The organism is Rhodopseudomonas sp. AAP120 (genome assembly GCF_001295845.1).
Taxonomy (GTDB): domain Bacteria; phylum Pseudomonadota; class Alphaproteobacteria; order Rhizobiales; family Xanthobacteraceae; genus Rhodopseudomonas.
Window position 1 is genome coordinate 1 of the sequence record NZ_LJIC01000129.1, and the last position, 25,255, is coordinate 25,255.

The 25,255-nt window shown below is 64.8% G+C and carries 28 protein-coding genes; 11 read left to right on the plus strand and 17 right to left on the minus strand.

Annotation, left to right across the window (positions count from 1 at the left end; translation table 11 throughout):
* Positions 1-255: 255 nt before the first annotated feature.
* Positions 256-1,782 carry an acyl-CoA synthetase gene (locus tag IP86_RS19615; protein ID WP_054164113.1) on the minus strand — a complete coding sequence of 509 codons (1,527 nt, stop codon included), beginning with the start codon at positions 1,780-1,782 and terminating at the stop codon, positions 256-258.
* A gap of 331 nt (positions 1,783-2,113) precedes the next feature.
* Between IP86_RS19615 and IP86_RS19620 the strand changes: the two genes are divergently transcribed.
* On the plus strand, positions 2,114-2,557 hold the full coding sequence (locus IP86_RS19620; protein ID WP_245290680.1) for a hypothetical protein: 444 nt from the start codon (positions 2,114-2,116) through the stop codon (positions 2,555-2,557).
* 33 nt (positions 2,558-2,590) lie between these two features.
* Here the strand turns inward: IP86_RS19620 and IP86_RS19625 are convergent, their stop codons facing one another.
* Positions 2,591-2,815, minus strand: coding sequence for a hypothetical protein (locus tag IP86_RS19625; protein WP_054164115.1), 225 nt, complete (start codon positions 2,813-2,815; stop codon positions 2,591-2,593).
* A gap of 163 nt (positions 2,816-2,978) precedes the next feature.
* On the opposite strand from IP86_RS19625, the gene IP86_RS19630 reads away from it, so the two are divergent.
* Complete coding sequence (locus IP86_RS19630) at positions 2,979-3,722, plus strand: Crp/Fnr family transcriptional regulator (RefSeq protein ID WP_054164116.1); 744 nt, start codon at positions 2,979-2,981, stop codon at positions 3,720-3,722.
* 19 nt (positions 3,723-3,741) lie between these two features.
* Here IP86_RS19630 and IP86_RS19635 read toward each other — a convergent pair whose 3' ends face one another.
* The gene (locus IP86_RS19635) at positions 3,742-4,950 is read right to left on the minus strand and encodes a GTP-binding protein (RefSeq protein WP_054164117.1); all 1,209 of its coding nucleotides are present in this window, start codon (positions 4,948-4,950) and stop codon (positions 3,742-3,744) included.
* A 312-nt stretch (positions 4,951-5,262) separates the two neighbouring features.
* On the opposite strand from IP86_RS19635, the gene ilvD reads away from it, so the two are divergent.
* Entirely contained in the window at positions 5,263-7,119 is a 1,857-nt protein-coding gene (gene ilvD, locus IP86_RS19640) for a dihydroxy-acid dehydratase (protein WP_054164118.1), read from the plus strand.
* A 465-nt stretch (positions 7,120-7,584) separates the two neighbouring features.
* Here the strand turns inward: ilvD and IP86_RS19645 are convergent, their stop codons facing one another.
* Both IP86_RS19645 and IP86_RS19650 read right to left on the minus strand, forming a co-directional pair.
* A complete protein-coding gene (locus tag IP86_RS19645) occupies positions 7,585-7,857 on the minus strand; it encodes a DUF2312 domain-containing protein (protein WP_011501826.1) in 273 nt (90 codons plus the stop codon).
* 212 nt (positions 7,858-8,069) lie between these two features.
* Positions 8,070-8,363 (minus strand): DUF1244 domain-containing protein, encoded by a 294-nt coding sequence (locus IP86_RS19650; protein ID WP_054164198.1) that lies wholly within the window; start codon positions 8,361-8,363, stop codon positions 8,070-8,072.
* Positions 8,364-8,548: 185 nt separating this feature from the next.
* On the opposite strand from IP86_RS19650, the gene IP86_RS19655 reads away from it, so the two are divergent.
* Both IP86_RS19655 and pyk read left to right on the plus strand, forming a co-directional pair.
* A complete protein-coding gene (locus IP86_RS19655; RefSeq protein WP_054164119.1) occupies positions 8,549-9,160 on the plus strand; it encodes a DUF1036 domain-containing protein in 612 nt (203 codons plus the stop codon).
* On the plus strand, positions 9,157-10,590 hold the full coding sequence (pyk, locus tag IP86_RS19660) for a pyruvate kinase (RefSeq protein ID WP_054164120.1): 1,434 nt from the start codon (positions 9,157-9,159) through the stop codon (positions 10,588-10,590). The genes IP86_RS19655 and pyk overlap by 4 nt, the downstream gene beginning before the upstream one ends.
* Before the next feature lie 159 nt (positions 10,591-10,749).
* On the opposite strand, the gene IP86_RS19665 is transcribed toward pyk, so the two are convergent.
* From IP86_RS19665 to ykgO, 3 genes are all read right to left on the minus strand, one after another.
* A complete protein-coding gene (locus IP86_RS19665) occupies positions 10,750-11,178 on the minus strand; it encodes an OsmC family protein (RefSeq protein WP_054164121.1) in 429 nt (142 codons plus the stop codon).
* A gap of 133 nt (positions 11,179-11,311) precedes the next feature.
* Positions 11,312-11,980 carry a tetratricopeptide repeat protein gene (locus IP86_RS19670; RefSeq protein ID WP_054164122.1) on the minus strand — a complete coding sequence of 223 codons (669 nt, stop codon included), beginning with the start codon at positions 11,978-11,980 and terminating at the stop codon, positions 11,312-11,314.
* Between the two features lie 101 nt (positions 11,981-12,081).
* Positions 12,082-12,207, minus strand: a complete 126-nt coding sequence (gene ykgO, locus IP86_RS19675) for a type B 50S ribosomal protein L36 (RefSeq protein ID WP_054164123.1) — start codon at positions 12,205-12,207, stop codon at positions 12,082-12,084.
* 311 nt (positions 12,208-12,518) lie between these two features.
* Between ykgO and IP86_RS19680 the strand changes: the two genes are divergently transcribed.
* Together IP86_RS19680 and IP86_RS19685 are read left to right on the plus strand one after the other, a co-directional pair.
* The gene (locus IP86_RS19680; protein ID WP_054164124.1) at positions 12,519-13,388 is read left to right on the plus strand and encodes an amidohydrolase family protein; all 870 of its coding nucleotides are present in this window, start codon (positions 12,519-12,521) and stop codon (positions 13,386-13,388) included.
* A 126-nt stretch (positions 13,389-13,514) separates the two neighbouring features.
* Positions 13,515-13,997 carry a YbaK/EbsC family protein gene (locus IP86_RS19685; RefSeq protein WP_054164125.1) on the plus strand — a complete coding sequence of 161 codons (483 nt, stop codon included), beginning with the start codon at positions 13,515-13,517 and terminating at the stop codon, positions 13,995-13,997.
* Between the two features lie 60 nt (positions 13,998-14,057).
* Here the strand turns inward: IP86_RS19685 and IP86_RS19690 are convergent, their stop codons facing one another.
* The 4 genes from IP86_RS19690 to IP86_RS19705 all read right to left on the minus strand — a co-directional run bounded on the left by IP86_RS19690 (position 14,058) and on the right by IP86_RS19705 (position 16,842).
* Positions 14,058-14,357 carry a hypothetical protein gene (locus IP86_RS19690; RefSeq protein ID WP_054164126.1) on the minus strand — a complete coding sequence of 100 codons (300 nt, stop codon included), beginning with the start codon at positions 14,355-14,357 and terminating at the stop codon, positions 14,058-14,060.
* Positions 14,358-14,506: 149 nt separating this feature from the next.
* A complete protein-coding gene (locus IP86_RS19695) occupies positions 14,507-15,829 on the minus strand; it encodes a methyl-accepting chemotaxis protein (RefSeq protein ID WP_054164127.1) in 1,323 nt (440 codons plus the stop codon).
* Positions 15,804-16,325, minus strand: coding sequence for a PAS domain-containing protein (locus tag IP86_RS19700; protein ID WP_054164128.1), 522 nt, complete (start codon positions 16,323-16,325; stop codon positions 15,804-15,806). Before IP86_RS19700 ends, IP86_RS19695 begins: the two co-directional genes overlap by 26 nt.
* A 310-nt stretch (positions 16,326-16,635) precedes the next feature.
* Positions 16,636-16,842 carry a hypothetical protein gene (locus IP86_RS19705; RefSeq protein WP_054164129.1) on the minus strand — a complete coding sequence of 69 codons (207 nt, stop codon included), beginning with the start codon at positions 16,840-16,842 and terminating at the stop codon, positions 16,636-16,638.
* A gap of 238 nt (positions 16,843-17,080) precedes the next feature.
* Between IP86_RS19705 and IP86_RS19710 the strand changes: the two genes are divergently transcribed.
* The 3 genes from IP86_RS19710 to IP86_RS19720 all read left to right on the plus strand — a co-directional run bounded on the left by IP86_RS19710 (position 17,081) and on the right by IP86_RS19720 (position 19,108).
* Positions 17,081-18,442: a lipopolysaccharide biosynthesis protein gene (locus tag IP86_RS19710; protein WP_054164130.1), complete on the plus strand. Its 1,362-nt coding sequence runs from the start codon at positions 17,081-17,083 to the stop codon at positions 18,440-18,442.
* Positions 18,443-18,599: 157 nt separating this feature from the next.
* Positions 18,600-18,830: a hypothetical protein gene (locus IP86_RS19715; RefSeq protein ID WP_054164131.1), complete on the plus strand. Its 231-nt coding sequence runs from the start codon at positions 18,600-18,602 to the stop codon at positions 18,828-18,830.
* On the plus strand, positions 18,827-19,108 hold the full coding sequence (locus tag IP86_RS19720) for a type II toxin-antitoxin system RelE/ParE family toxin (protein WP_054164132.1): 282 nt from the start codon (positions 18,827-18,829) through the stop codon (positions 19,106-19,108). The genes IP86_RS19715 and IP86_RS19720 overlap by 4 nt, the downstream gene beginning before the upstream one ends.
* A gap of 245 nt (positions 19,109-19,353) precedes the next feature.
* Here the strand turns inward: IP86_RS19720 and IP86_RS19725 are convergent, their stop codons facing one another.
* From IP86_RS19725 to IP86_RS19740, 4 genes are all read right to left on the minus strand, one after another.
* Entirely contained in the window at positions 19,354-20,142 is a 789-nt protein-coding gene (locus tag IP86_RS19725; RefSeq protein WP_054164199.1) for a 3-hydroxybutyrate dehydrogenase, read from the minus strand.
* 42 nt (positions 20,143-20,184) lie between these two features.
* Entirely contained in the window at positions 20,185-21,321 is a 1,137-nt protein-coding gene (locus tag IP86_RS19730) for a DUF3734 domain-containing protein (RefSeq protein WP_054164200.1), read from the minus strand.
* Between the two features lie 86 nt (positions 21,322-21,407).
* A complete protein-coding gene (locus tag IP86_RS19735) occupies positions 21,408-21,920 on the minus strand; it encodes a CAP domain-containing protein (RefSeq protein WP_054164133.1) in 513 nt (170 codons plus the stop codon).
* A 376-nt stretch (positions 21,921-22,296) separates the two neighbouring features.
* Positions 22,297-23,331 (minus strand): glutamine synthetase beta-grasp domain-containing protein, encoded by a 1,035-nt coding sequence (locus IP86_RS19740; RefSeq protein WP_054164134.1) that lies wholly within the window; start codon positions 23,329-23,331, stop codon positions 22,297-22,299.
* Positions 23,332-23,808: 477 nt separating this feature from the next.
* On the opposite strand from IP86_RS19740, the gene IP86_RS19745 reads away from it, so the two are divergent.
* Positions 23,809-23,985, plus strand: a complete 177-nt coding sequence (locus tag IP86_RS19745; RefSeq protein ID WP_054164135.1) for a DUF2735 domain-containing protein — start codon at positions 23,809-23,811, stop codon at positions 23,983-23,985.
* Between the two features lie 96 nt (positions 23,986-24,081).
* Here IP86_RS19745 and IP86_RS19750 read toward each other — a convergent pair whose 3' ends face one another.
* Positions 24,082-25,017: a glutaminase gene (locus IP86_RS19750; protein WP_054164136.1), complete on the minus strand. Its 936-nt coding sequence runs from the start codon at positions 25,015-25,017 to the stop codon at positions 24,082-24,084.
* Positions 25,018-25,255: the final 238 nt, after the last annotated feature.

The window sequence follows — 25,255 nt, forward strand, 5'->3', positions numbered from 1 at the left end:
ACGGGGCTTCTGGATTGCTTCGTCGCTTCGCTCCTCGCAATGACGAACATTCAAGGTCGTATTTCTGGGATCGAATTTCCGGTCGGGCGCTGAGGAGCCTGGTTAAGCCGGGCGTCTCGAAGGATGGGGCCACGAGTACCTGCGGCCCCAGGTTCGAGACGGCGTTGCGCGCCTCCTCACCATGAGGGTGTGCTTGTGGTGGGTGCCCTTGATAGCAGCGGCCTTGATGTCAAGAGCCTCTGATAGCAAGGGCGCTCACGCGTCCGCCGTCTCCCGTGCCAGAAACCGCTCGCGTAGCGTCGGCTTGTGCACCTTGCCGGTGGCGTTGCGGGGCAACGCCTCGACGAAGATCACGCGCTGCGGGCATTTGAAGCGGGCCAGCCGCTCGCGGCAATGCGCGTGCAGCGTTGTCTCGGGCAATTCGTGGCCACTCTTCACCGCGATGATCGCGACGCCGGTCTCGCCCCATTGCGGATCTGGCGCGCCGATCACGGCGGCTTCGGCGATCTCGGGCAGCTGATACAATACGTCCTCGACCTCGGCCGGATAGACGTTCTCGCCGCCCGAGATGTACATGTCCTTGGTGCGGTCGACGATGTAGTAGAAGCCTTCGTGGTCGACGCGCGCGGCGTCGCCGGTGTGCAGCCAGCCGTCGGTGAAGCTGGTCCGGTTGGCGTCCGGCCTGTTCCAATAGCCGGGCGTGATGTTCGGGCCCTTGACCCAGAGTTCGCCCATCTCGCCGGGCGCGACCGGCTCGCCGTCCGGCCCGACGATCTTCAGATCCGCGTGCAGCACCGGCTTGCCGGCCGAGCCGGCCTTTCGCGCGGCGTCGTCGGCGTCGAGCATCAGCACGGCCGGGCTGGTCTCGGTCATGCCGTAGCCCTGCATCAGCACGCAGCCACGGTCCTGCCAGATCTTGAGGAGCGGCACCGGCATCGGCGCGCCGCCGACGCCGGCGACCTGCAGCCGCGACAGATCGGTGCCGGCGAAGGCCGGATGCTGGCACATGAACTGATAGATCGACGGCACGCCGAAGAAATGCGTCAGCCCGATGCCGGCATCGCCGATCAGCCGCAGCGTTTCGGCCGGATCGAACGCCCGCATCAGCATCACCGTGCCGCCGGCGTGCAGCACCGGGTTGGTGTAGCAATTGAGACCGCCGGTGTGGAACAGCGGCATCACGCAGAGAAACACCGTCCGCTGCGAGATGAAGGTCGGGATGCCGAGATTGACCGCGTTGATGAAGGTCATGCCATGGGTGATCATGGCTCCCTTCGGTTTGCCGGTGGTGCCCGAGGTGTACATGATGGTCGAGACGTCCTCGAGCGTCACCGCTTCGGTGCGGCCGAGCCGGGGCGCGGCGGCGATCGCCGCCTCATAGGCTTCGCCGAACTGCAGCAGATGCGGCACGCTGCATTTGCCCTGCAACTCGCCCGCCATCGCGGCGAAATCGGAATCGTGAGCCAGCACCCGGGGCGCGGCGTCGCCGACGATAAAGGCGAGTTCGTGCACCGTCAGCCGCACGTTCAGCGGCACGAAGATCGCCCCAAGCCGGAAGCAGGCGAACTGCACTTCCAGCGTGTCGGTGGTGTTGGCGGCCAGTACGGCGACGCGGTCGCCGCGAGAGACGCCGAGTTTGTCGAGATGAGCTGCCAGGCGGTCGACGCGCTCATCGAGGGCGCGATACGTCAGCCGGCGCTGCGTCGCCAGATCGACCACGGCGATTCGGTCGGGGCGCACTTCGGCGTGGTGGGCGATCCAGTCGTAATAAGCAAAGCTCATGTGTCGTCCTCCCTCGGGCGTCCGCCGGCTCTTGTGGCCGGCTGGAGCGACGCAAGTGAAGTCGCGGCCCTGGGAGAAGTCAATTGCCGCAAGGCTTCCGCTGCGCTGCGGCATGACGTGGCCGGGCGTCGCCGTGCTCGCTGTCACACTTGATTCGCCGTCGGGTGGAATGATCGCCGGTGCAGTTTGTAGGTGAGCGCCTGACGCCAGCGCCCGCTCCCGGTAGTTAGCTATTCCTGTCTTTGTGGATAACTATCGGGTGGCTGGCTTTTGCGGTAGATGCACGGATACTTTGCTCAAGTGAGTCGGAGTGTTGGTTGTGTCGGTGCATGTGGCGATCCTGAAGGTCTTGTCGACCTATCCTGGCGGCCTCGCTGCACCCGCGGCCCTGAATGCCGATCTGGCCGTGCTGTCCGGCAGTGAGGACTGGACCAGCCGGATGCGCAGCTATGCGGCGCGCGAGCCGGCGCTGGATATCTTCACGCAGAGACTCGTCGTTCGTGACGAGCGCGGATGGCAGATCACGGCGGCCGGCCGGGCGATGATCGAGCGCCTCGAGGGCCGGCATCCGGCCGATCCCGAACCGCCAAGTGTTTCAGAAGACTCGTCCGACGCGGCCGGGATCGATCCGTGCATCGCGAGCGGTCCGTCGGCCGATCCGGTGACGAGCGTGCAGCCGCGGCCGCAATTGATGCTGATCCAGGGTGGCAAGAGGAGGCTGCGCGTAGCGGCCGCAACCGGCTCGGCCGTGAAAGGCGCGGCGTCGAGGACCTGAGGCGCAACGCCGGTCAGGCGCGCCGAAGCGTCGTCATTTGCCGTCTTTGGACAATTCGGTGTCGAGCTTCTCGATCGCGGTCGGGGAGGCCGGCATTTTGCGGAATTCGCGAATCGCGATCGCCAGCTCCTGGTCCGACATCGGCTTGATCGGCTGTTTCAGACGCCCTTTGGCGAGCGACTCGGCGATCAGATCGAGATGTTCGCTCGGGCCTTCGAACAGGCGGCGAATCCTCTCCAGGAATTCTCGATAGGCCAACTCGGCAGTCTCCGGGGTTCCACGATCGCCCGGCTGCCAACGCGGCCCGACATTTCGACGGTGGCGAGGTCGATGATTGAAACCCGCTCACGGCCCGGGAGTTTAGTGGTTCCGAGACTTTCGAGGCGTATCAAATGATATGCTTCATTCAACGGAGCCCTGCGTGGAGCGCATTCACCGTATCCTGATTGACAAGTTGAGAGAGCATTCCCGAATCACCAATGACGACGCGGTCGCGCTTCAATCGCTGAGCTTTACGGTGCGCGAGCTGGACCGCAACGAAGACTTCATTCGCCAGGGCGACACCGCGAAGGTCTCCGCCCTCGTCGTCGAAGGCATGGTGGCGCGCTATCATCTGCTGCCCAACGGGCGCCGTCAGTACCTGTCCTTCCATATGGCCGGCGACATGCCGGACTCGCAGACGCTGTTTCTCGACCGGATGGATCATGCCGTGTGCTCGATCGGCACCGCCGTGGTGGCGTCGATCCCGCACAAGCAGCTGGCGCGGCTGTTCGAGCTGCGGCCGCTGATCGGATTTGCCGTGTGGCGGGAGACGCTGATCGACGCCGCGATCTTCCGCGAGGCGATCACCAACAACAGCGCCCGCGACATGACGGCGCGGATGGCGCATCTGTTCTGCGAGCTGTTCTATCGCGCCGAGGCGTCGCGGCTGACGCGCGGCAATGTGATGTCGCTGCCGATCGGCCTCGCGCAGCTCGGCGAGACCCTCGGCATGGCGATCGCCACCGTGAACCGGACGCTGGCGGAGCTGCGCGGGGCGCAGGCGATCGAATTTCGCGGCGGCGAGCTGGAGGTGCTCGACTGGGCCCGGCTGGTCGAACTCGGCCAGTTCGACCCCGGCTATCTGCACCTGCGCAAGACGCCGCTGATCGCCGAGGACAGCTGAGCGGCGACGCGCCTCGGCCTCAGGAGGCCGGCGCGCTGCTCCAGGCCGGGAACGGATCGGGCAGCGCGCGCCAGGCGTCCGGCGTAAAGTGCTGAGGATCGCCGACCAGGCAGGCGTCGAGCTGCCGGCGCAGCGCGATCTCGTCCATCTCGCCGGTGCCGATGAACACGATCTCCTGGCGCCGGTCGCCCCACACCGGATCGAAATACGGCGCCATCGCCTGGCGCCACGAGTCCTGATCGGGCCAGCGGGTCTTGGCCACCGCCGACCACCACAGCCCGCGCTTGGAGGTTCGCACCATGGCGCCGGCCTGCGCCAGCTCGCCGACATATTGCGGCCGCGTCGCCAGCCAGAAGAAGCCCTTGGCGCGGATCACGCCCGGCCAGTTGCGGTTGCAGAAGCTTTGGAAGCGCGCCGGATGAAACGGCTGCCGGGCGCGGTAGACGAACGAGCTGATGCCGTATTCGTCGGTCTCCGGCACATGATCCTTGAAGCCGTTGAGCTCCTTGAACCACAGCGGATGCTGGTGCGCCTTGTCGAAGTCGAACAGGCCGGTGCGCAGCACGGCGCCGAGCGGCACCTCGCCGAAATCGGTCTCGATGATGCGGGCGTCGGAGTTCAGCGAGCGGACGATGGCGCGGGCGGCTTCGCGGCGCGCCGGCGAGGTGGCCGACACCTTGTTGAGCACGATCACGTCGGCGAATTCGATCTGCTCGACCAGCAGGTCGACCAGCGTGCGCTCGTCCTCGTCGCCCGCGACCTCGCCGCGATCGCGCAAGAATTCCTGGCTGGAGTAATTCGCCAGCAGGCTGGCGGCGTCGACCACCGTGACCATCGTGTCCAGCCGCGCGATGTCCGACAGGCTGGCGCCGTTCTCGTCGCGGAATTCGAAGGTGGTGGCGATCGGCAGCGGCTCGGCGATGCCGGTGGATTCGATCACCAGCGCGTCGAACCGGCCGCTTTCCGCGATCTTGCGCACCTCGACCAGCAGGTCGTCGCGCAGCGTGCAGCAGATGCAGCCATTGGTCATTTCCACCAATGATTCTTCCGATCGGGTCAGGCCGCCGTCCTGCCGCACCAGCTCGGCGTCGATATTCACTTCGCTCATGTCGTTGACGATCACGGCGATGCGCTGGCCGTCCCGGTTGCCCAGCATCCGATTGAGCAGGGTGGTTTTGCCGGCGCCGAGAAAGCCGGACAGGACGGTGACCGGGAGCAGATGATCCATGGCGGAGGGGCCTTCCGTGGTGTCGAGGGTGATTTATTGATATGTTATAACATTACATTCACGACAGGCAACGGGCCGTGCCGGGAACGGAGCCGCGTCCGTTCAATTGATCGTGCACAGCTGTCGGCGAGCGGCCTCCGAGGGGCTGCCCCGCGCGCTGACATCGGCCTGCGCGCCCGGCGACCATTGAGAGGCCGCTGGTTCTGCAGTAAGGCTTGGTGATGGTCGCTTTGCTTCGGCGCGCCTTTCACTGAAGCCCTTTTCGGCCGCCGGCGCGCCCTCCGGCGACGGACAATTTCACGGAACAGTTCAATGCCTGCTTATCGATCGAGAACGACGACCCACGGCCGCAACATGGCCGGCGCCCGCGGCCTGTGGCGCGCCACCGGCATGAAGGACAGCGATTTCGGCAAGCCGATCATCGCGGTGGTCAACTCGTTCACGCAGTTCGTGCCCGGCCACGTCCATCTCAAGGACCTCGGCCAGCTGGTCGCGCGCGAGATCGAGGCGGCCGGCGGCGTCGCCAAGGAGTTCAACACCATCGCGGTCGACGACGGCATCGCGATGGGCCACGACGGCATGCTGTATTCGCTGCCGTCGCGCGAACTGATCGCCGACAGCGTCGAGTACATGGTCAATGCGCACTGCGCCGACGCGATGGTGTGCATCTCCAACTGCGACAAGATCACCCCCGGCATGCTGATGGCCGCGATGCGGCTGAATATTCCGGCGGTGTTCGTCTCCGGCGGCCCGATGGAAGCCGGCAAGGTCGTGCTCAAGGGCAAGACGCATTCGGTCGACCTGATCGACGCGATGGTCGCCGCCGCCGACAGCAGCATGAGCGACGAAGACGTGCAGACCATGGAGCGCTCGGCGTGTCCGACCTGCGGCTCGTGCTCGGGCATGTTCACCGCCAATTCGATGAACTGCCTCACCGAAGCGCTCGGCCTGTCGCTGCCCGGCAACGGCTCGGTGCTCGCCACCCACGCCGATCGCAAGCGGCTGTTCGTCGAGGCCGGCCACACCATCGTCGATCTCGCCCGCCGTTACTACGAAAACGACGACGCCTCGGTGCTGCCGCGCACCATCGCCAGCTTCAAGGCGTTCGAGAACGCCATGACGCTCGACATCGCGATGGGCGGCTCGACCAACACGGTGCTGCATCTGCTCGCCGCCGCGCGCGAGGCCGAACTCGACTTCTCGATGAGCGACATCGATCGGCTGTCGCGCCGGGTGCCCTGCCTCAGCAAGATCGCGCCCTCGGTGCCCGACGTGCACATGGAAGACGTGCACCGCGCCGGCGGCATCATGGCGATCCTCGGCGAGCTCGACCGCGCCGGCCTGCTCGATACCTCGTGCCCGACCGTGCATAGCGAGACGCTCGGCGCCGCGCTGGCGCGCTGGGACATCCGCCAGAGCAACAGCGAGAGCGTGCGCACCTTCTTCCGCGCCGCGCCGGGCGGCGTGCCGAGCCAGACCGCGTTCAGCCAGGACCGCCGCTACGACGAACTCGATCTCGACCGGCAGAAGGGCGTGATCCGCGACGCCGAGCACGCCTTCAGCAAGGACGGCGGCCTCGCCGTGCTGTACGGCAACATCGCGCTCGACGGCTCGATCGTGAAGACCGCCGGCGTCGATGCGTCGGTGCTGGTGTTCTCGGGCCCCGCCAAGGTGTTCGAGAGCCAGGACGACGCGGTTTCGGCAATCCTCACCAACAAGATCGTCGCCGGCGACGTCGTGGTGATCCGCTATGAGGGTCCGCGCGGTGGTCCGGGCATGCAGGAGATGCTGTATCCGACCAGCTACCTGAAATCGAAGGGCCTCGGCAAAGCCTGCGCGCTGATCACCGACGGCCGCTTCTCGGGCGGCACCTCGGGCCTGTCGATCGGCCACGTCTCGCCGGAAGCGGCGGAAGGCGGCCTGATCGGCCTGGTGCGCGACGGCGACCGGATCTCGATCGACATCCCGAACCGCGCCATCACACTCGACGTCTCCGATGCGGAGCTCGCCAAGCGCGCCGAGGAAGAAAACGCCCGCGGCGATGCCGCCTGGACGCCGAAGGACCGCAAGCGCGTCGTCTCCGCCGCGCTGCAGGCCTACGCAATGCTGACCACCAGCGCCGCCAACGGCGCCGTCCGCGACGTCAGCCGCCGCCAGGGACGGAAGTAACAAGTCGTCCGACCGGGACGCACTTTGCAGCGCTTCATCATGAGATGGAGCGCTGCGGCATTCCCGCAGGCACTGCGTCCTCATCCTGAGGAGCCGCGGCGAAGCTCGAAGAGCGAAGCCGGGGCGTCTCGAAGGATGGGGCCACGCGCGACTCGCGGCCCATGGTTCGAGACGGCGCTACGCGCCTCCTCACCATGAGGATGTGCGTGTGGAGACGCCATTTGAGTGTGCGACAGGCCGAGCCGCTTAGCCCAACGCTTCCCCAGTCATCGCCGGCGAAGGCGGGCGACCCAGTATTCCAGAGCGCCAGCTTGTATCGCCCGCATCGATGAACATCGACGCTCTGCGATACTGGATCACCCGCCTACGCAGGTGATGACGAGTGGAGAGCGAGGCGGCTCATCTTTAGAGCGCACGCTCAGCGCAATCGAAGACTAGCGAATCCGCTTGGATGAGGCTCTCGCCTCACAGCATCCCGAGTGCCTGCATATAGGTCTCGAGGATGGTCTCCTGCTCGGCGCGCTCGTTGGCGTCCTGCTTGCGCATGCGGACGATGGTGCGCAGCGCCTTGACGTCGTAGCCGTTGCCCTTGGCTTCGGCATAGACGTCGCGGATGTCGTCGGAGATCGTCTTCTTCTCTTCTTCCAGCCGCTCGATGCGCTCGATGATGGCCTTGAGCTGGTCCTTGGCGAATCGGGTCGCGGGCTCGTCTTGGACGGCGGCAGCAGAGGTGGCCATCGTTCACTCCTGGAAACTGATGATCGGGAAAGGGCGGCAGGGACGGTCGCCACGCGCCGCGTCTGCGCCGGACAGTCTTCGCGGCGGCCCTCTCCGTCAAGACCCCTCGTGCTCATCCACAGCGACCGCACAGACAAAAATCGCTCTGCGAAATTCGGCGCTGGACTTCCGGCCCACCTATCTGCGAGTCGCTGGCGTGCCTTCGGTTTGCCTCAATGATTGTGGGTCTTCTTGAAGGCCTCGACCTGCGCCGGAGTCGCAGCGCTCTGGTGCTTGGCCTTCCACTCCTCATAGGGCATGCCGTACACCGCCTCGCGACTTTCGTCCTTGGTCAGCGCCACGCCCTGCGCATCGGCCGCATCCTTCAGCCAGTTGGACAGGCAGTTGCGGCAGAAGCCCGCGAGATTCATCAGGTCGATGTTCTGCACGTCGGTGCGCTCGCGCAGATGCGCCACCAGCCGGCGAAACGCCGCCGCTTCGAGGTCGGTCCGGGTCCTGTCGTCCATCACACTCACCTTCTCGTGCACGCTACGCCCCTGCTCAGATGGGCGCTGACTCCGATTTTGCCACATCTCGCCCGTAGAACGGACCGCGCCATCAACGCCGAACGGCGGACGAGGCCTCCGCCGCAGCCGTTGACAGCCCCATCATGTCACGCGAAACCATTCCCGTTCTGTTATAGCTTGCCGGCATGATCAGCTCAGATTCTCTTCCCCGCCTTGCACAACCGCGCCGTGTGCCGCTGGCCCTCATGGCCGCGCTGACGCTCAGTGCCCTGCTGCTCGCCGCTTCGCCGGCGGCGGCGGATTTCCGGCTGTGCAACAACACATCGAGCCGCGTCGGCATCGCGCTCGGCTACAAGGACGTCGACGGCTGGACCACCGAGGGCTGGTGGAACGTGTCGTCGCGCAGCTGCGAGACGCTGCTCCGCGGCACGCTGGTGGCGCGCTATTACTACATCTATGCGCTGGACTACGACCGCGGCGGGGAATGGTCCGGCCAGGCCTTCATGTGCTCGCGCGACAAGGAGTTCACCATTAAGGGGACCGAAAACTGCCTGGCGCGCGGCTTCGACCGCACCGGCTTCTTCGAGGTCGACACCGGCGAACAGCGCGCCTGGACCGTGCAGCTCACCGAGAGCAACGAGCAGAACACCCAGAAACTGCCGGGATTGCCGAGCGGTTCACCGCCCGGTGCCGGCATGCCCGGCATCCCGCCGACGCCGGGCCGCACCGCGCCGGTCACGCCCGCGCCAATCCCCGACACCGGGGCCAAGCCGAGCGACGGCGGGGGCAAGCCATGAGACGTCTCCGCAGAATCAAGATTCTCGCGACGCTCGGCCCAGCATCTTCCGACAGCACGATGATCCGGAAGCTGTTCGAAGCCGGCGCCGACGTCTTCCGCATCAACATGAGCCACACTCCGCACGACAAGATGCGGGAGCTGGTGAAGACGATCCGTAACGTCGAGTCGAGCTATGGCCGCCCGATCGGTATCCTTGTCGATCTGCAAGGGCCGAAGCTACGCGTCGGCTCGTTCGCCAACGGGCCGGTGCAGCTCAACAACGGCGCCAGCTTCGTGCTGGATTCGAGTAAGGAGCCGGGCGACGCCGATCGTGTTTGCCTGCCGCATCCCGAGATTCTGTCGGCCCTGAAGGTCGGCGATGCGCTGCTGCTCGACGACGGTAAGGTCCGGCTGATCTGCGAAGAGACATCGCCGGATCGTGCCGTGACCCGCGTTGTGATCGGCGGCAAGATGAGCGACCGCAAGGGCGTCAGCCTGCCCGACACCGACCTGCCGATGTCGGCAATGACCAACAAGGACCGCGCCGATCTCGAGGCCGCGTGCGAGACCGGCATCGACTGGGTGGCGCTGTCCTTCGTGCAGCGCGCCGAGGACGTCGCCGAAGCCAAGCGGATGATCCGCGGCCGCGCCGCGGTGATGGCCAAGATCGAAAAGCCGCAAGCCATCGAACGTCTGCAGGACATCCTCGACGTGTCGGACGCGTTGATGGTGGCCCGCGGTGACCTCGGCGTGGAGATGCCGCTGGAGCGCGTGCCGAGTCTGCAGAAGCAGATGACCCGGATGGCGCGGCGCGCCGGCAAGCCGGTGGTGGTCGCCACGCAGATGCTGGAATCGATGATCACCAGCCCGGTGCCGACCCGCGCCGAAGTCTCCGACGTCGCCACGGCGGTCTACGAAGGCGCCGACGCAATCATGTTGTCGGCCGAATCCGCCGCGGGCAAGTATCCCGTCGAGGCGGTGTCGACGATGAACCGTATCGGCGAAGAGGTCGAACGCGACACGTTGTATCGCGGCGTGCTGACCGCGCAGCGGCCGGAGCCCGAGGCGACCGCCGGCGACGCCATTGCGGGGGCTGCGCGGCAGATCGCCGAGACGCTCGATCTGTCGGCGATCATCTGCTGGACGTCGTCCGGCTCGACCGCGCTACGCGTCGCGCGGGAGCGGCCGAAAGTGCCGGTGGTGGCGATCACGCCCAACCTCAACACCGGCCGCAAGCTCTCGGCGGTGTGGGGGGTGCATTGCGTCGTCGCCGAGGACGCCCGCGATCAGGACGACATGGTCGACCGCGCCGGCCGCATCGCCTTCCGCGACGGCTTCGCCAAATCAGGCCAGCGCGTGATCATCGTCGCCGGCGTCCCGCTGGGTACTCCCGGCGCCACCAACATGGTGCGGATTGCCTATGTGGGGCCGACGGATGCGGATGTGTAGGGCGAGTAGTTAGCTGGCTATTCATAACCACCGTCCTCGTTGCGTTCGCTCGAACTCCCGTCACTCCCTCTACTGCAAGCAGGGGCTATGTATTCCGGGCTCGCGAGCTACGCTCGCGCCCCGGAATGACGAACGATAGGTCGGACGACGTAAGCTGCCTCAATTCGCCAGCTTGGCGTCCAGCGAGATCTTGGTGTTCAGCAGCTTCGACACCGGGCAGCCCGCCTTCGCCTTGGCGGCGCAGTCCTGGAAGGTGGCGTCGTCGGCGCCCGGGATCTTGGCGGTCAGCGTCAGGTGCACGGCGGTGATGGCGAAGCCGTCGCCCTGTTTTTCCAGCGTGACGTCGGCCTTGGTTTCCATCTGCTCGGCAGTGAGCTTGGCTTCGCCGAGGATCAGCGACAGCGCCATGGTGAAGCACGCGGCATGCGCCGCGCCGATCAGTTCCTCCGGATTGGAGCCGGGCTGGCCTTCGAATCGGCTGGCGAAGCCGTAGGGATAGTCGGAGAGCGCGCCGCTCTTGGTCGAGATTGCGCCCTTGCCGTCCTTGATGCCGCCCTGCCACTTGGCCGAACCGAACGTCGTGCTCATGGATCACTCCTGCTGTGGTTGGTGCCCATCACATCGTAACGCGGAGCGATGACCACAATGGGAAACGACGCGATTCTGCATGCGCTGGCGTGGCCCGTTGCCGAAGCCGCGGCCGAGCGCGGCGGCGGGCGCGTCAGATGTCGCGACCTTCGACCTTTTCGGACAGGGTCTTCACCAGATCCGGCACCTTGTCGAGGTGCGGATTGATGGCGAGCGCTTTGCGGAAAGCGTCGAGCGCCCGCTTGTCGTCGCCGAGTTCCTGCATGATCATGCCGAGCCCGGCGAGCGCGCCGAAATGGCGTGGCTCACGCGACAACACCTGCTCGATGTCACCGAGCGATCGGGCATATTCGTTCTGCATATAATAGATCGTGGCGCGACGGTTCCAGCCCTCGACATAGTCGGGCCGGAGCTTGACCACGGCATCGAGCAACTTGACCGCGACATCGTATTGTTTGGCATCCATCGCGACCTTTGACCGCGCCATCAACAGCGCGGTCGTGTCGCTGGTGGTCTGCGTCCACAACGCCCAGATCCGCGCTTCGACGTGCTTGGCACTGGCCTCGTCGGGTGCCGCCTTCAGCGCACCGAACAGGAAATCCAGCCCGCGTGTCTGATCACCGCCGACGCGCGGCAGCTTGGCGGGCGGCGTCGGGGGCTGATCGAGCGGCTTTTCCAGATGATGCTTGGGAGGGCCGTCCGGACGCTCCTTGGCAGACTGCGCGGCGGCGGCGAGCGGCAGCATCGCCATGGCGAAAGCCGCGCAGGACAACAACACCCGGTCGAATGCTCGAAGAACCATTCGCGAAGTCTAGACGCGACAAAGCGCGCTGCAAAGCAGCGCGCGCGTCAAACAGGCGTGATGGAGTGGCAGTCTCAGCCGGTCAAAACCGGCCGGAAGGATCAACCCTGGCGGGCCTTGAACCGGCGCTGGACCTTGTTGATCACGTAGAGCCGGCCCTTGCGGCGGACCAGACGGTTGTCCCGATGACGGGAACGCAGCGACTTCAGCGAGTTACGGACCTTCATGGGTCTATCCTGACTGTTTGAAAGGCCGTTTGGGACTGGCCGAAGGTGTAAAACATACCTTGCCCGCCGGCGGCAGCCCGCCCGGGACGGTCGGTTTCTAACCAGCCGAACCGGCCCTGTCAATCGAACCCGCACGCTCTGCATGCCTGTTCGCACCAGAAACTTGGGCGCACGCCCGGCCGCTCGATGTCCGCCCAACCGACTGCCCGATTCGGCCTGGAACGCAGTGTCAGCCGCTTCACAGGTCCGAAGAATAATTATAGACCATAATCAATTCTCCCGCCCCAAGACGGCCCCGAAGGAAACGCCCGATGCTCAATCCCGACGATCTCGTCGCCATCGATATTCACACCCACGCCGAGGAGCCCTGCGGCACGCATCCCGACGACGGCTACGACGATTTCCAGGCGCAGATGGCCGAGTACTTCAAGTCGCCACACAAGCATCCGCCGACCGTGCCGGAAACCGCCGCCTACTATCGTGCCAAGAAGATTGCCGCCGTGATCTTCCCGGTCGACGCCGAGCGCGAGACCGGCTTCCGCCGCTATAACAACGACGAAATGATCGAGCTCACGCGGCAGAATTCCGACGTGCTGATCCCGTTCGCGTCGATCGACCCGCACAAGGGCAAGCTCGGCGTCCGCGAGGCCAAGCGGCTGATCGCCGACTACGGCATCAAGGGCTTCAAGTTCCACCCGACGATGCAGGGGTTCTACCCCAACGACCGGCTGGCCTATCCGCTGTACGAAGCGATCCAGGAAGGCGGCGCGATCGCGCTGTTCCACACCGGCCAGACCGGCGTCGGCTCCGGCATGCCGGGCGGCATGGGCATGCGGTTGAAGTACTCGAACCCGATGTACATGGACGATGTCGCGGTCGACTTCCCCGATCTGAAGATCATTCTGGCGCATCCCTCCTTCCCCTGGCAGGAAGAAGCGCTGTCGGTGGCGACCCACAAGCCCAACGTCTATATCGACCTGTCGGGTTGGTCGCCGAAGTACTTCCCGCCGATCCTGGTGCGTTACATCAACGGCCTGCTGCAGGACAAAATGCTGTTCGGCTCGGACTGGCCGGTGATCACACCTGACCGCTGGCTGGCCGATTTCGCCAAGCTGGAGATTCGCGACGAGGTCCGTCCGAAGGTGCTCAAGCAGAACGCGCGGAAGCTGCTGGGGATCTGACAGCTTCGTCGTCACGCTGAAGGCGAAGCAACCCAGATCCCCGCGTGGGATGGATTGCTTCGTCGCCTCACCGCTGGCTATGACGCTGCGTGAGGGCCCGCGATGCCGCCGGCCAAGGGTTTCGCTATGAGTCTTGATTCCGTCCGCGCCTGGTTCGCTGCGCACGCTCCCGACATCGCGGTCGAGCAATCCGACAAAAGCTCGGCCACCGTCCCGCTGGCGGCGGAAGCTTACGGCGTACCGCCGGAGCAGATCGCCAAGACGCTGTCGCTGCGGCTCGGCGAGCGGGTGGTGCTGGTGGTGACCAGCGGCACAGCGCGACTCGACAACAAGAAGGCTAAGGCCGCGTTCGGCGCCAAGCCGAAGATGCTCGGCGTCCACGAGGTGGCCGATCTGACCGGCCACGAGGTCGGCGGCGTCTGCCCGTTCGGCCTGAAGCAGCCGCTGCCGATCTACTGCGACGTCTCGTTGCAGGCGTTCGACATCGTCGTGCCCGCGGCAGGATCGACCCACAGCGCCGTGCGGATCGCTCCGCAGCGAATGGCCGAGCTGGTCGGCGCGGAATGGGTCGATGTCAGCGAACTCCGCTCCGAGCCGCCGCAGCCTTAACCTTTCATCAACGAAAAGCGGGGCCCGAAGGCCCCGCGATCCGTTCATGCCCTGTTGCTGTTACCAGCGGCGCCAGCCGCCGTGCCAGCGCGGACCGTAATAGCGCGGCCCACCATAGAAGCGCGGGCCGTAATACGGCCGCGGGCCATAGTAGCCGTACGCGCCGTAGTAGTTCGGACGCCACCAGCAGCGGCCCCAGGCGTTACAGACGTAGCGCACCTGATCGACGTTGGCGGCTTGGTTCGCGACCGCACCGGGGGCGCCGGCGAGGCCGTTGGGCATCGCGGCGGAAGCGGTGCCCGAGGTGAGTGCGACGGCGCCGAGAGCGGCTGCGGCGGCAACAGCGATCTTGAGTTTCATCGGATCAACCTCCTTCAATCCAACTCTGAAAACTGCGGACAGCTTAAGAAGTTGCAGGTGAATGAGCGCTGACGACCGAGTTCATCTTGATGAAATCGCCGTAAGGTAAAGCGTGTAGTAACGCTGCTCCCGCGACGCCGCGGAACCCGTCAGGCGGCGCGGCGCTTCGCCTCTCCGCTGCGGAGCGAGCGCAGGAATCCGCGCACAGCCTCGCCGAGGGCAGCCGCCTGATGAGCGAGCGAGTCCGACGCGGTCAGCGTCGTTCCGGCATGCTGCTCGGTCTCCGCCACGTTGACGCTGACGCTCTGGATATTGCCCGAGATGTCGCGGATGCCCGCGAAGGCCTGCTCGATGTTGCGGGCGACTTCGCCCGTAGCCGCAGTTTGCGCCTCGACCGCGACCGCCACCTGGCAGGTGATGGCATCGACCTCGCCGATACTACGGCCGATGCCGGAGATCGCTTCCACCGCGGCGCGCGTCGTCTCCTGGACCTCGGCGATGCTGACGGAGATGTCGTGCGTCGCCTTCGCGGTCTGCTGCGCCAGCGACTTCACTTCCTGCGCCACCACCGAAAAGCCCCTGCCCGCTTCGCCGGCGCGCGCCGCCTCGATCGTCGCGTTCAGCGCCAGCAGGTTGGTCTGCGCGGCGATCTCCTCGATCAATTGCACGATGGTGCCGATGCGCTCCGTCGCGGTCGACAGGCTGCCGACCGTCTCGCGGGCGTGATCCGAGGCATCCACCGCGGTCCGCGCGATCGAAGCGGAGCGGTTGACGCTGCCGAGAATCTCGTTGGCCGAGGCCGTCAATTCGGCCGTCGCGGCGGCGACCGACTCCATGTTGGTGGAGGCCTGCTCCGACGCAGCCGACACCGCGAGCGCACGGTCGCGCGTGGCGACGACGCCGCGGTTCAGGCTGCCGGCGGTCTCGCCCATGTTGCTCGACGCGGTCGACACGGTGTCGATCACGGCGCCGATGGCGCCCTCGAACTCCGCCGTATTGGCGTTGAACGCCGCGACCCTTGTCTCGATCGCCTGCATCGCATCGTTGATCGTCTGCGTGGCGATCAATAGCGATCCGCGCAGGCCGGCCGGCAGGATATGGCGATAGTATTTGTCGTCCCGAATCGCCGCCATCGCGGCACTCGATTCGCGCACGAAGGCGTCGCAGCGGTCGATCATGTCGTTGAAGGTGTGGGTCAGTGCGCCGACCCGGCCGCCTTCGCGACAGCCGATGATCCGTGCTTCGAAGTCGCCATCGGCGATGCGCCGGCACACCACGCCAAAATCGTCGAACACTCGCCCGATCCGCACCAGCATCAGGGCCAGCAGCGCCGCACAGGCCAGCACGGCGACAGCACCGATCTGCATCAGCCACGGCACGTCTGCGATGGCGCCGACGGCGGCCGCCATGATCGATATCACGACGCCCGCTAGGCAGGCGCCCGCGTTAAAGAGAGAAGACGAACTGATCATAGGAAATGTTCTTCGATTTGATGAAGTCGACCAGATGCTGGGTGCTGGCAGCAAGGCCGTCTTTGGCGTTGCGGTGGCGCGCCTCGACATCCAGGAGCTGCCTGTAAACCGGCGCCAGCGCTGCGACGACGTGGCGAGCCGGCACCCTGCGGTTGGAGTGATAACCGACCACGCGGCCCGACGCGTCGAATGACGGGGTGACGTGAGCGAATACCCAGTAGTAATCACCTCTCCGCGTCATGTTCTTGACATACGCGAAGATCTCGCGCCCCTCGGCGAGCGTATCCCACAGCAATTTGAATACGCAGCGCGGCATGTCGGGATGGCGCACGATCGAATGCGGCTGCCCGATCAATTCCGCCTCGCTGTAGCCGCAGACATCACTGAACACTTTGTTGGCGTAAGTGATGCGGCCTTTGAGATCGGTCTTGGAGACGATGATATCGTCCGCATCGAAAAATACTTCGACGTCGGTCGGCGTGACGCTCTGTTTCACGGCGAATTCCGGCTTGAATGACTTCGAACGATCCGGCCGGGCCTTCGCGGCTCCGGCCTCGAAGAATTACGAGCCATGGCTTAAGAGTTAGTTCGTCCAAGCCATGCGCGCTCTGTCCAGAGACGGAAAACAGGGCGATTATCGACGCAGTTTCCTACACCTCGATACAGTTGTTAGCGAGCTACCCGACGAAAGACGTAGACCGCAGCTCATCAGTAACTGCACCGGCGCGACGGCAGCAAGAAATGCGGATCTATGAGGCATCTATTCCGCGAGCTACTCGCGATTAAAGCGGCACGATGCTGACGCGTCAGCTCTTGTCGGTCTTGCGGCCAATGCCGGCAACCAACAGAAAGGCGACCACCAAGCTTGCCACGTTCAGGGCTGCGCTGCGAACCGACGCTCCCGAATAGCCGAGGGTCTGATTCGAAACCGCGTACAGCCCCCCTGCGACAGCGACGGCCGCCAGCCCGGCGAATGCAACGCGCCAGATCGTCCGGGACGTGAGCCTTGGCATGAGTCGTCTCCTGACACGGCGCGGCTTCCAGTCGGAAGCTCAACCGCCAACCGCGAGTTCCCATTCAACATCAGCCGCGGTTCCCGGTTCCACCCGGGATAGCACCAGCCTCTGCCTTAACGACGATTCACGATGACGGAGACCGCACGTCCAACCGAATCGTAACGTCTCGTTGCTAGACGGATCAGGCTACCGCGGACCATCGCGGCCTGGCATTTGGGGGTTCGCTTTGGCTGCCATGGATGCTCCTCCGGCAACATCGCCGACCTCGGGCCTGAGGGCTCGCCTTGCCGGCCTGTTCGGCTCGGGCAATGAGCGGTCTCTGACCAACCGTCTGGCGGGCACGATCTTCCTGATCCGCGTTGCCAGCGCCGGCCTCGCCTACCTCGCCCAGATCCTGCTGGCGCGCTGGATGGGCGGCTCCGATTACGGCGTCTACGTCTATGTCTGGACCTGGGTGCTGTTGCTCGGCTCGATGCTCGACTTCGGCATTTCCGCCTCCGCGCAGAAGATCATTCCCGAATACCGCGCCAGCGGCGCCGAGGACCGGCTGCGCGGCTTCCTCTCCGGCAGCCGCTGGGCCACGTTGGCAGCGTCCAGTCTGGTGGCCCTGCTGCTTGCTGGACTGGTGTTCGTGCTGTCAGGTGCGATCGACGCTGCGACCTTGCTGCCGCTGTATCTCGGCTGCCTGACGCTCCCGGCCTTCGTGGTCGCCAATACCCAGGATGGCATCGCGCGCTCGCACGACTGGATGAAACTCGGCCTGATGCCGCAGTTCATCATCCGGCAGGGCCTGATCATCGGCTTCACCGCCGGGCTGTTCGTGCTCGGCTTCCAGCTCGGCGCGGTCGCCGCGATGGCGGCGAGTTGCGCCGCGGTGTGGATCGCGATGATCGGGCAGATGATCGCGCTGAACCGCAAGCTGCGCGTGCACGTCCCGGCCGGTCCGCGCGCCTACGACTTCCGCGGCTGGTTGGCGACGTCGCTGCCGATCCTGCTGGTCGAGAGCTTCTATCTGCTGCTGTCTTACACCGACGTGCTGGTGTTGCAGCAATTCCGCCCGGCCGAGGAGGTCGGCGTCTACTATGCAGTGGTGAAGACGCTGGCGCTGGTGTCGTTCATCCACTACGCGATGTCGGCCACCACCGCGCACCGCTTCACCGAATATCACGCTGCCGGCGACAAGGCCCGGCTCGCCGCCTATGTGCGGCATGCAATCGTCTGGACGTTCTGGCCCTCGCTCGGCGCCACCGTGCTGCTGCTGGCGCTCGGCGAACCGATCCTGTGGCTGTTCGGGCCGCAATTCACCGAGGGCTATGGCATCATGTTCGTGGCCGCCATCGGCCTTCTGGTCCGCGCCGCGATCGGCCCGGTCGAGCGGCTGCTGAACATGCTCGGCCACCAGAATATGTGTGCCCTCGCCTACGCGCTGGCGTTCGGCGCCAATCTGGTGTTGTGCCTCGTGTTGGTGCCGAAATTCGGCGGCTACGGCGCAGCGGCAGCGACTTCGGCGGCGCTGACGTTCGAAACCGTGCTGCTGTTCTGGATTGTGCGCAAACGGTTAGGGCTGCACGTGCTGGCGTTCGGGAGAAAAACGTAGGGCGGGCGCAGCGCAGCGTGCCCAAGGCCGGACATTTCGAGCCAGTATCGGAATGCGCGTGGCACGGCGCTACGCGCGTTTTCTGACCACATCCGGCTCGCGATCGACAGCCACGGGTAGGCTCGCCTGACCTATCCGGCTGTGTTAGTGTCAAACAATGAGTTCGGATCTGAAAGCCGTGATTGATCGTGCCGAGAGCTGGCCTGAGGCGGCTCGGGAAGAACTCGTCTCGATCGCCGAGCAGATCGAGACCGAATTGAAGGCGAAAGAATACCTTGCGAGCGCGGACGAGTTGCGCGTAGTCGACGCCGCTATGGCCTCGCTCGACCAGGGCGAACAAGCCTCCGACGATGACGTCAGGGACGCCTTTGTTCGTTTCCGACAGTGAAACTGATCTATTCGCGGCAAGCTGTCGGGGATCTCAAGCGGATCGCCGAGTATTACAGATCCGAAGCTAGTCCGTTTGTTGCCCGAGCGATCGGGCAACGTATCGAAGATGTGATCGCGCGAATTGCGATCTCTCCCGAGTCCGCGCCACGCGTTTCGCAGCGCTCGAATGTTCGAACTGCGGCGGTGATCCGTTATCCATTCCGGATCTTCTACCGGGTGCAGACCGACCGGATCGAAATCCTTCACATCCGCCACACCTCGCGGCGCCCCCTTTAGGGGCCTGGCAAAGCGATGCTGGTAGCCAAACAGGCACGCTAAGCGAAACTGCGCGTGGGCACAGCGCTTCGCGCCTTTTCCATGCCGCGTCTCACTATCGCCGGTCATCGCCCGGCTCGTCCGGGCGATCATGTAAGTGAAATCGTCAATGCCGAGGGATACTGGATCCTCCGCTTTCGCGGAGGATGACAGATCATGACGTGGCTAAGGCTACGACTGCGACGACCGATCAAAGTCCGCCGTGATCAAGCGGCCGTCCAGCCGCCGTCCATCGACAGGTTGGCGCCGGTGATCTGGCTGGCGTCGTCGCTGCACAGATAGACCGCGAGGGCGGCTACCTGTTCGGCGGTGACGAACTCCTTGGTCGGCTGCGCCTGCAGCAGCACGTCGTTGATCACCTGCTCCTTGGTGAGCCCGCGCGCCTTCATGGTGTCGGGGATCTGCTTTTCGACCAAAGGCGTCCAGACGTAGCCGGGCGAGATGCAGTTGCAGGTGATCTTGTGGGTCGCGACTTCGAGCGCGACCGTCTTGGTCAGACCGGCGATGCCGTGCTTGGCGGCCACGTAGGCCGACTTGAACGGCGAGGCGACCAGCGAATGCGCCGAGGCGGTGTTGATGATGCGGCCCCAGCCGCGCTTCTTCATGCCGGGCACCGCGGCACGAATGCCGTGAAACGCCGACGACAGGTTGATGCCGATGATCGCGTCCCACTTCTCGATCGGGAAATCCTCGATCGGCGACACGAACTGGATGCCGGCATTGTTGACCAGGATGTCGACCGAGCCGAAGCTCTTTTCGCCGAGCGCGACCATCTCGGCGATCTCGGCGGGCTTCAGCATGTCGGCCGGAGAGTACACCGCCTTAACGGCGAAGTCGGTCTCGATCGACTTGCGCTCCTTCTCGATCGCGTCGGCGTCGCCCATGCCGTTCAGCACCACATTGGCGCCGGCCTTGGCGAAGGCGCGCGCGTAAGCGAGGCCTATGCCCGAGGTCGAGCCGGTCACGACTGCGGTCTTGCCCGTGAGATTAGCCATCATCTGCTCCTGTTCGATCGTCTGAAGCGGCGTGAACGACCGCTATTTGAACGCATCCCGGGTCAGGTCCCAGGTCACCATGGCCTCGCCGTCCTGCGGCCCGCGCTGCCATTCCTGATCGCGCATCGAGACATAGACATCCTGCTCTCCGGATTTCCAGTGTTCGATCATGTTCAGGCGGGAGAAATCGTAGTCCTTCGAGGACGCCTCGTAGTCTCTCTTACGATAGATCAGATGCACCACGGTGACGGAGTTTTCCTTCGCTGCTTCGTGCAGGATCGCGTAGGTCGGATCGTTGCGCAGCTCGTCCGGCAGCCGATCGATCAGATGCCGCAGCGCCTTGCGGGTGTTGTGGATCTGCTTGTTCTTGTCGGTGTTGAGCCGGGTGCGGCTGGAGAAGCGGATGTCCTTCTCGCGCTCGGCTGCTTCGAGCAACGTCTGCGGCAATCGGCCATGGGAGCTGAACAGGTCGACCTGAAAGATCAGCAGGCTGTCGCGCTGCTCGCTGTCGAGCACGTAGTCGAGCGGCGTGTTCGAGGCAATGCCGCCATCCCAATAGTACTGGCCGTCGATCTCGATCGCCGGAAAGCCGGGCGGCAATGCCGCGGAGGCCATGATATGCTCCGGCCCGATCGTCACCCGCGTATTGTCGAAATACTCGAAATTGCCGGTGACGACATTGACGGCGCCGACGCTGAGCCGGATGCCGTTGCTGTTGAGCAGATCGAAATCGACCAGGCGTTCGAGCGTCGCGCGCAGCGGTTTGGTGTCGTAGTAGCTCAGTGTCTCGGGATCCGCGGTCGGCATCAAATGCGCCGGCGGAAACCGCGGCGTGAAGAAGCCCGGCACACCGAACGCCGCGATCATCGCGGCGCTGGCCTCGTTGAACAGCGAATGCGCGTGGTCGGTGTGCAGCATCGGCTGCCAGGGCACCGGCGACGACGCCATTTCCCAGAACTGCTTCAGCTTCTCGACGCGTTTCTCGCGCGGATTGCCGGCGATGATCGCCGCATTGATCGCGCCGATCGAGATGCCGGCGAGCCATTCGGGCTCGAAATCATGGTGGCACAGAGCCTGATACGCGCCGGCCTGATATGAGCCGAGCGCTCCGCCGCCTTGCAGCACGAGCACCCGACGCGGATGAACGGCGGGTTTGGGGTGATGATGGGGAGAATTCATGAGTTCGCCACGGACAGGATCGGCACCGTGGCGCTCCGCAATCCCGGCGTCAATCGCGCGCCCGGTCAAACCCGATCACGGCCGGGTTATCGCGGCGGCTCGGTCGAGGCCAGGATCAACGTCCAGAATACTTTATATTTCGTGTTCGGCGCATAGACGGCGGCGATGCCGAGCTTGGTGACGCCGTTCTTCAGCATATTGGCGCGATGCGGCGGCGAGTCGCGCCAGCCGGAGAACGCTTCCGCCAGCGTGTGATAACCAGCCGAGACGTTCTCGACCGCGATCGACGCCGGATAGGCCGAGGCATTGAGCCGCTGCGCCAGCGGCGCCTTGGCGTCGTGATCGAGCTTGTTGCGCCGGGCCATGTTGGCGGACTGGTCTTCCGCGAGCTGCGTGAGCGCCGGATCGACCACAACCGGGCCGAGCCCGTTGTTCTGACGATATTGCGAGATCATCGTGGCCGCAGCGATCGAGTCGACCTTGGCGCCTTCGCGCGCCATGCTGGCATACATCGACGGCGTTTCGACGGTCGGCGCCACCTCGCCGGCACATCCCGCCAGCAACACGAGGCCGAGCACGGCCATCACCCCACGCAACATCCAGCAATTCCCCATCCACGCATGCAAGCCGATCCCCATCGGCCCCGCAACGCGCGAATGTTGTTGCACATCAACCGTGGCTGAAAGGTGAAGACGGCAGAAGGAGCCGTGCTGACCACATCCGCTCCACATCATGACCGTCATCCCCCGCGCATGCGGGGGATCCAGTATTCCAGTGCAAGCGATTTCTGGCAGGAAGCGAGCGCCCAGAACCGATCAGCGGCTCTCTGGGATACTGGGTCGCCCGGTCAAGCCGGGCGATGACTGTCTTTTCCGGCGTTGTACCCCCGCCCCCCAAACGACAACGGCCCGGACTTGCGTCCGGGCCGTCTGCGGGCGCCCTGGAGGAGGAGGCGTCCGCGGGGTCAAGGATGGATCAGGCCGCAGCGGCCTTCGAGGTGGGGACTTCCGAGATCGTCTTCAGGATCTGCGACGCGATCTGGTAGGGGTCGCCCATGGAGTTCGGGCGGCGATCTTCCAGATAGCCCTTGTAGCCGTTGTTGACGAAGGAATGCGGCACGCGGATCGAGGCGCCGCGATCCGCCACGCCGTAGGAGAACTTGTTCCACGGCGCGGTTTCGTGCTTGCCGGTCAGACGCATGTGGTTGTCCGGACCGTACACGGCGATGTGGTCGTGCAGGTTCTTCTCGAACTGCCCCATCAGCGCTTCGAAGTACTCCTTGCCGCCGACTTCGCGCATGAACTTGGTCGAGAAGTTGGCGTGCATGCCCGAGCCGTTCCAGTCGGTGTCGCCGAGCGGCTTGCAGTGCCATTCGATGTCGATGCCGTAGCTTTCGCACAGACGCAGCATCAGATAGCGCGCCATCCACATCTGGTCGGCGGCGGTCTTCGAGCCCTTGCCGAAGATCTGGAATTCCCACTGGCCCTTCGCCACTTCGGCGTTGATGCCTTCGTGGTTGATGCCGGCGGCGAGGCAGAGGTCGAGATGCTCTTCGACGATCTTGCGGGCGATGTTGCCGACGTTCTTGAAGCCGACGCCGGTGTAGTACGGGCCCTGCGGCGCCGGATAGCCGGCCTCCGGGAAGCCGAGCGGACGGCCGTCCTTATAGAAGAAGTATTCCTGCTCGAAGCCGAACCAGGCGCCTTCGTCATCCAGAATGGTGGCGCGGGTGTTGCTGGCATGCGGGGTGACGCCATCGGGCATCATCACTTCGCACATCACCAGGATGCCGTTCTTGCGGGTGGCGTCGTGGAACATCGCGACCGGCTTCAGCACGCAATCCGAGCTGCGGCCTTCGGCCTGCATGGTCGAGGAGCCGTCGAAGCCCCACAGCGGCAGTTGCTCGAGCGTCGGATAGACTTCGAATTCCTTGATCTGCGTTTTGCCGCGCAGGTTCGGCACCGGCGTGTAGCCGTCGAGCCAGATGTACTCGAGCTTGTACTTGGTCATGCGGTTCTCTCTGTTGACTGCAAAGGGTGAGGACCCGAAGCGGAGACGGAACCGCACCCCGGCGGCCGACATCCGGCTGTCACGTAAGCATGTGCCGTGCCAACGTGCGCAGCCTCTGCGACAAAATCGCGCGACAAGACACCCCTTTAAGGAACTTCTGTGTCGGACGCCGCTTGGTTTGGCGAAATGATCGATTTCAGCGGGGATTCAGGCGCCGGACCTATCGCCAGACAATGTTAACCGATGAAGCGCACGCTTTAGGCATGGGCGGCGCCCCAATGCTTTCTGAAGGCAGAAGACAGCCTTCGCGCCAATTTCAGTGGCTACTCGCCGCGCAATGTCAGAAATGCTCAGTTCTAGAGCAATCGATGATTTTTCCTTGAGCATATTGCACCTCGCCTAGGCGGGCCCGATATTCACAGACCGTGCATCAAGGCGCGCGACGGAAGAGCAACACAAGGAGAGAAGGAGAACAGCGTGAGGAGCTTGGAGCAGACATCCGCAAAAATCTACCAGTTTCCGGTCGGCGGCCGTGGTGGCATCGCCCGGCGCGAGCAGGCGACGACCGAGACGGTCAGCCACGCTGTCGTGACCAGTTCGAGCTGGTATCACGAGGCAGCGATGCTCGACGAGCAACCGCGAAAGCCGCAATGACACCGGAGCCGACAACGCCCTGGGGCGTAACATTCCAAATCTGACGAAGGGCCGGCGTGCGAACGTTTCGGCCCTTTGTTTTGCGCGCCCGCTGGATCAGCCTCCGAAGATCGACCAGCCGAGCCGCTTGGTTAGCGCCTCTAGCGCAATCCGGCCGAGATGGGAATTGCCTGCGGCATCCAGCCCAGGCGCCCACACGGCGATCGACGCCTTACCGGGCGCAACGGCCAGCACGCCACCCCCGACCCCGCTCTTGCCCGGCAGACCGACCCGGTAGGCGAATTCGCCCGAACCGTCATAGTGCCCGCAGGTCAGCATCAACGCATTGATACGCCGGGCGCGCTGGGGCGAGACGACATTGTGCCCGGTGGAGGGGTTGCGGCCGTTATGCGCCAGGAAGCGCCCGGCCATCGCGAGTTGGCGGCAGCTCATCGCAATCGCGCAATGGTGGAAATAGACGCCGAGCGTGTACTCGACTGGATTGTCGAGGACGCCGAACGACTTCATGTAATTGGCCAGCGCAGCATTGCGGAAGCCGGTGCGCTGCTCGGAGGCGGCGACCGCCTCGTCGATCACGATGCTGTCGTCACCGGCGAGGAACTGCATGAAGCGCAGGATCTCGCCGAGCGCCTCGCGCGGCTGGTGGCCCGAGAGGATCAGGTCGGTGACGGCGATCGCGCCGGCGTTGATGAAGGGATTGCGCGGGATGCCGCGCTCGCGCTCGAGCTGCACGATCGAATTGAACGCCGATCCCGACGGCTCGCGCCCGACCCGCCGCCACACCCGATCGCCGGACTTTCCAAGCGCCAGCGTCAGCGTGAACACTTTGGAGATGCTCTGGATCGAGAACGGCACATCGGCATCGCCACCAGCCGCGACATGGCCGTCGGCGTCGATCACCACGAGGCCGAAGCGCTGCGGATCGACGTTCGCCAATTCGGGGATGTAGCTCGCGACCTCGCCACGGTCGGTGCGCTGCGCCATGTCGCCGGCGATCTCGGCGACGACGTTGTCAAGGTGTGAGGCGTTCATGGCGGCGGAGAAAACGGCAAGCTACGCGCCAAAGCAAGTTCAAAGAGGAAGCAACAGGCGGCTGGTGATGTGAGGCGATGTCCCAAGCGCGGCCTGCTCCTTCTCCCCGCGCGCGGGGAGAAGGGTGGGATGAGGGGGCGTCTCCACAAGGCCGAGCGCCAATCCTCGACGATGATCAGTCTAAGCAACCCGGCCGCTCAGGCTCGCGGAGGCCCCCCCTCACCCGACCTGGCTTCGC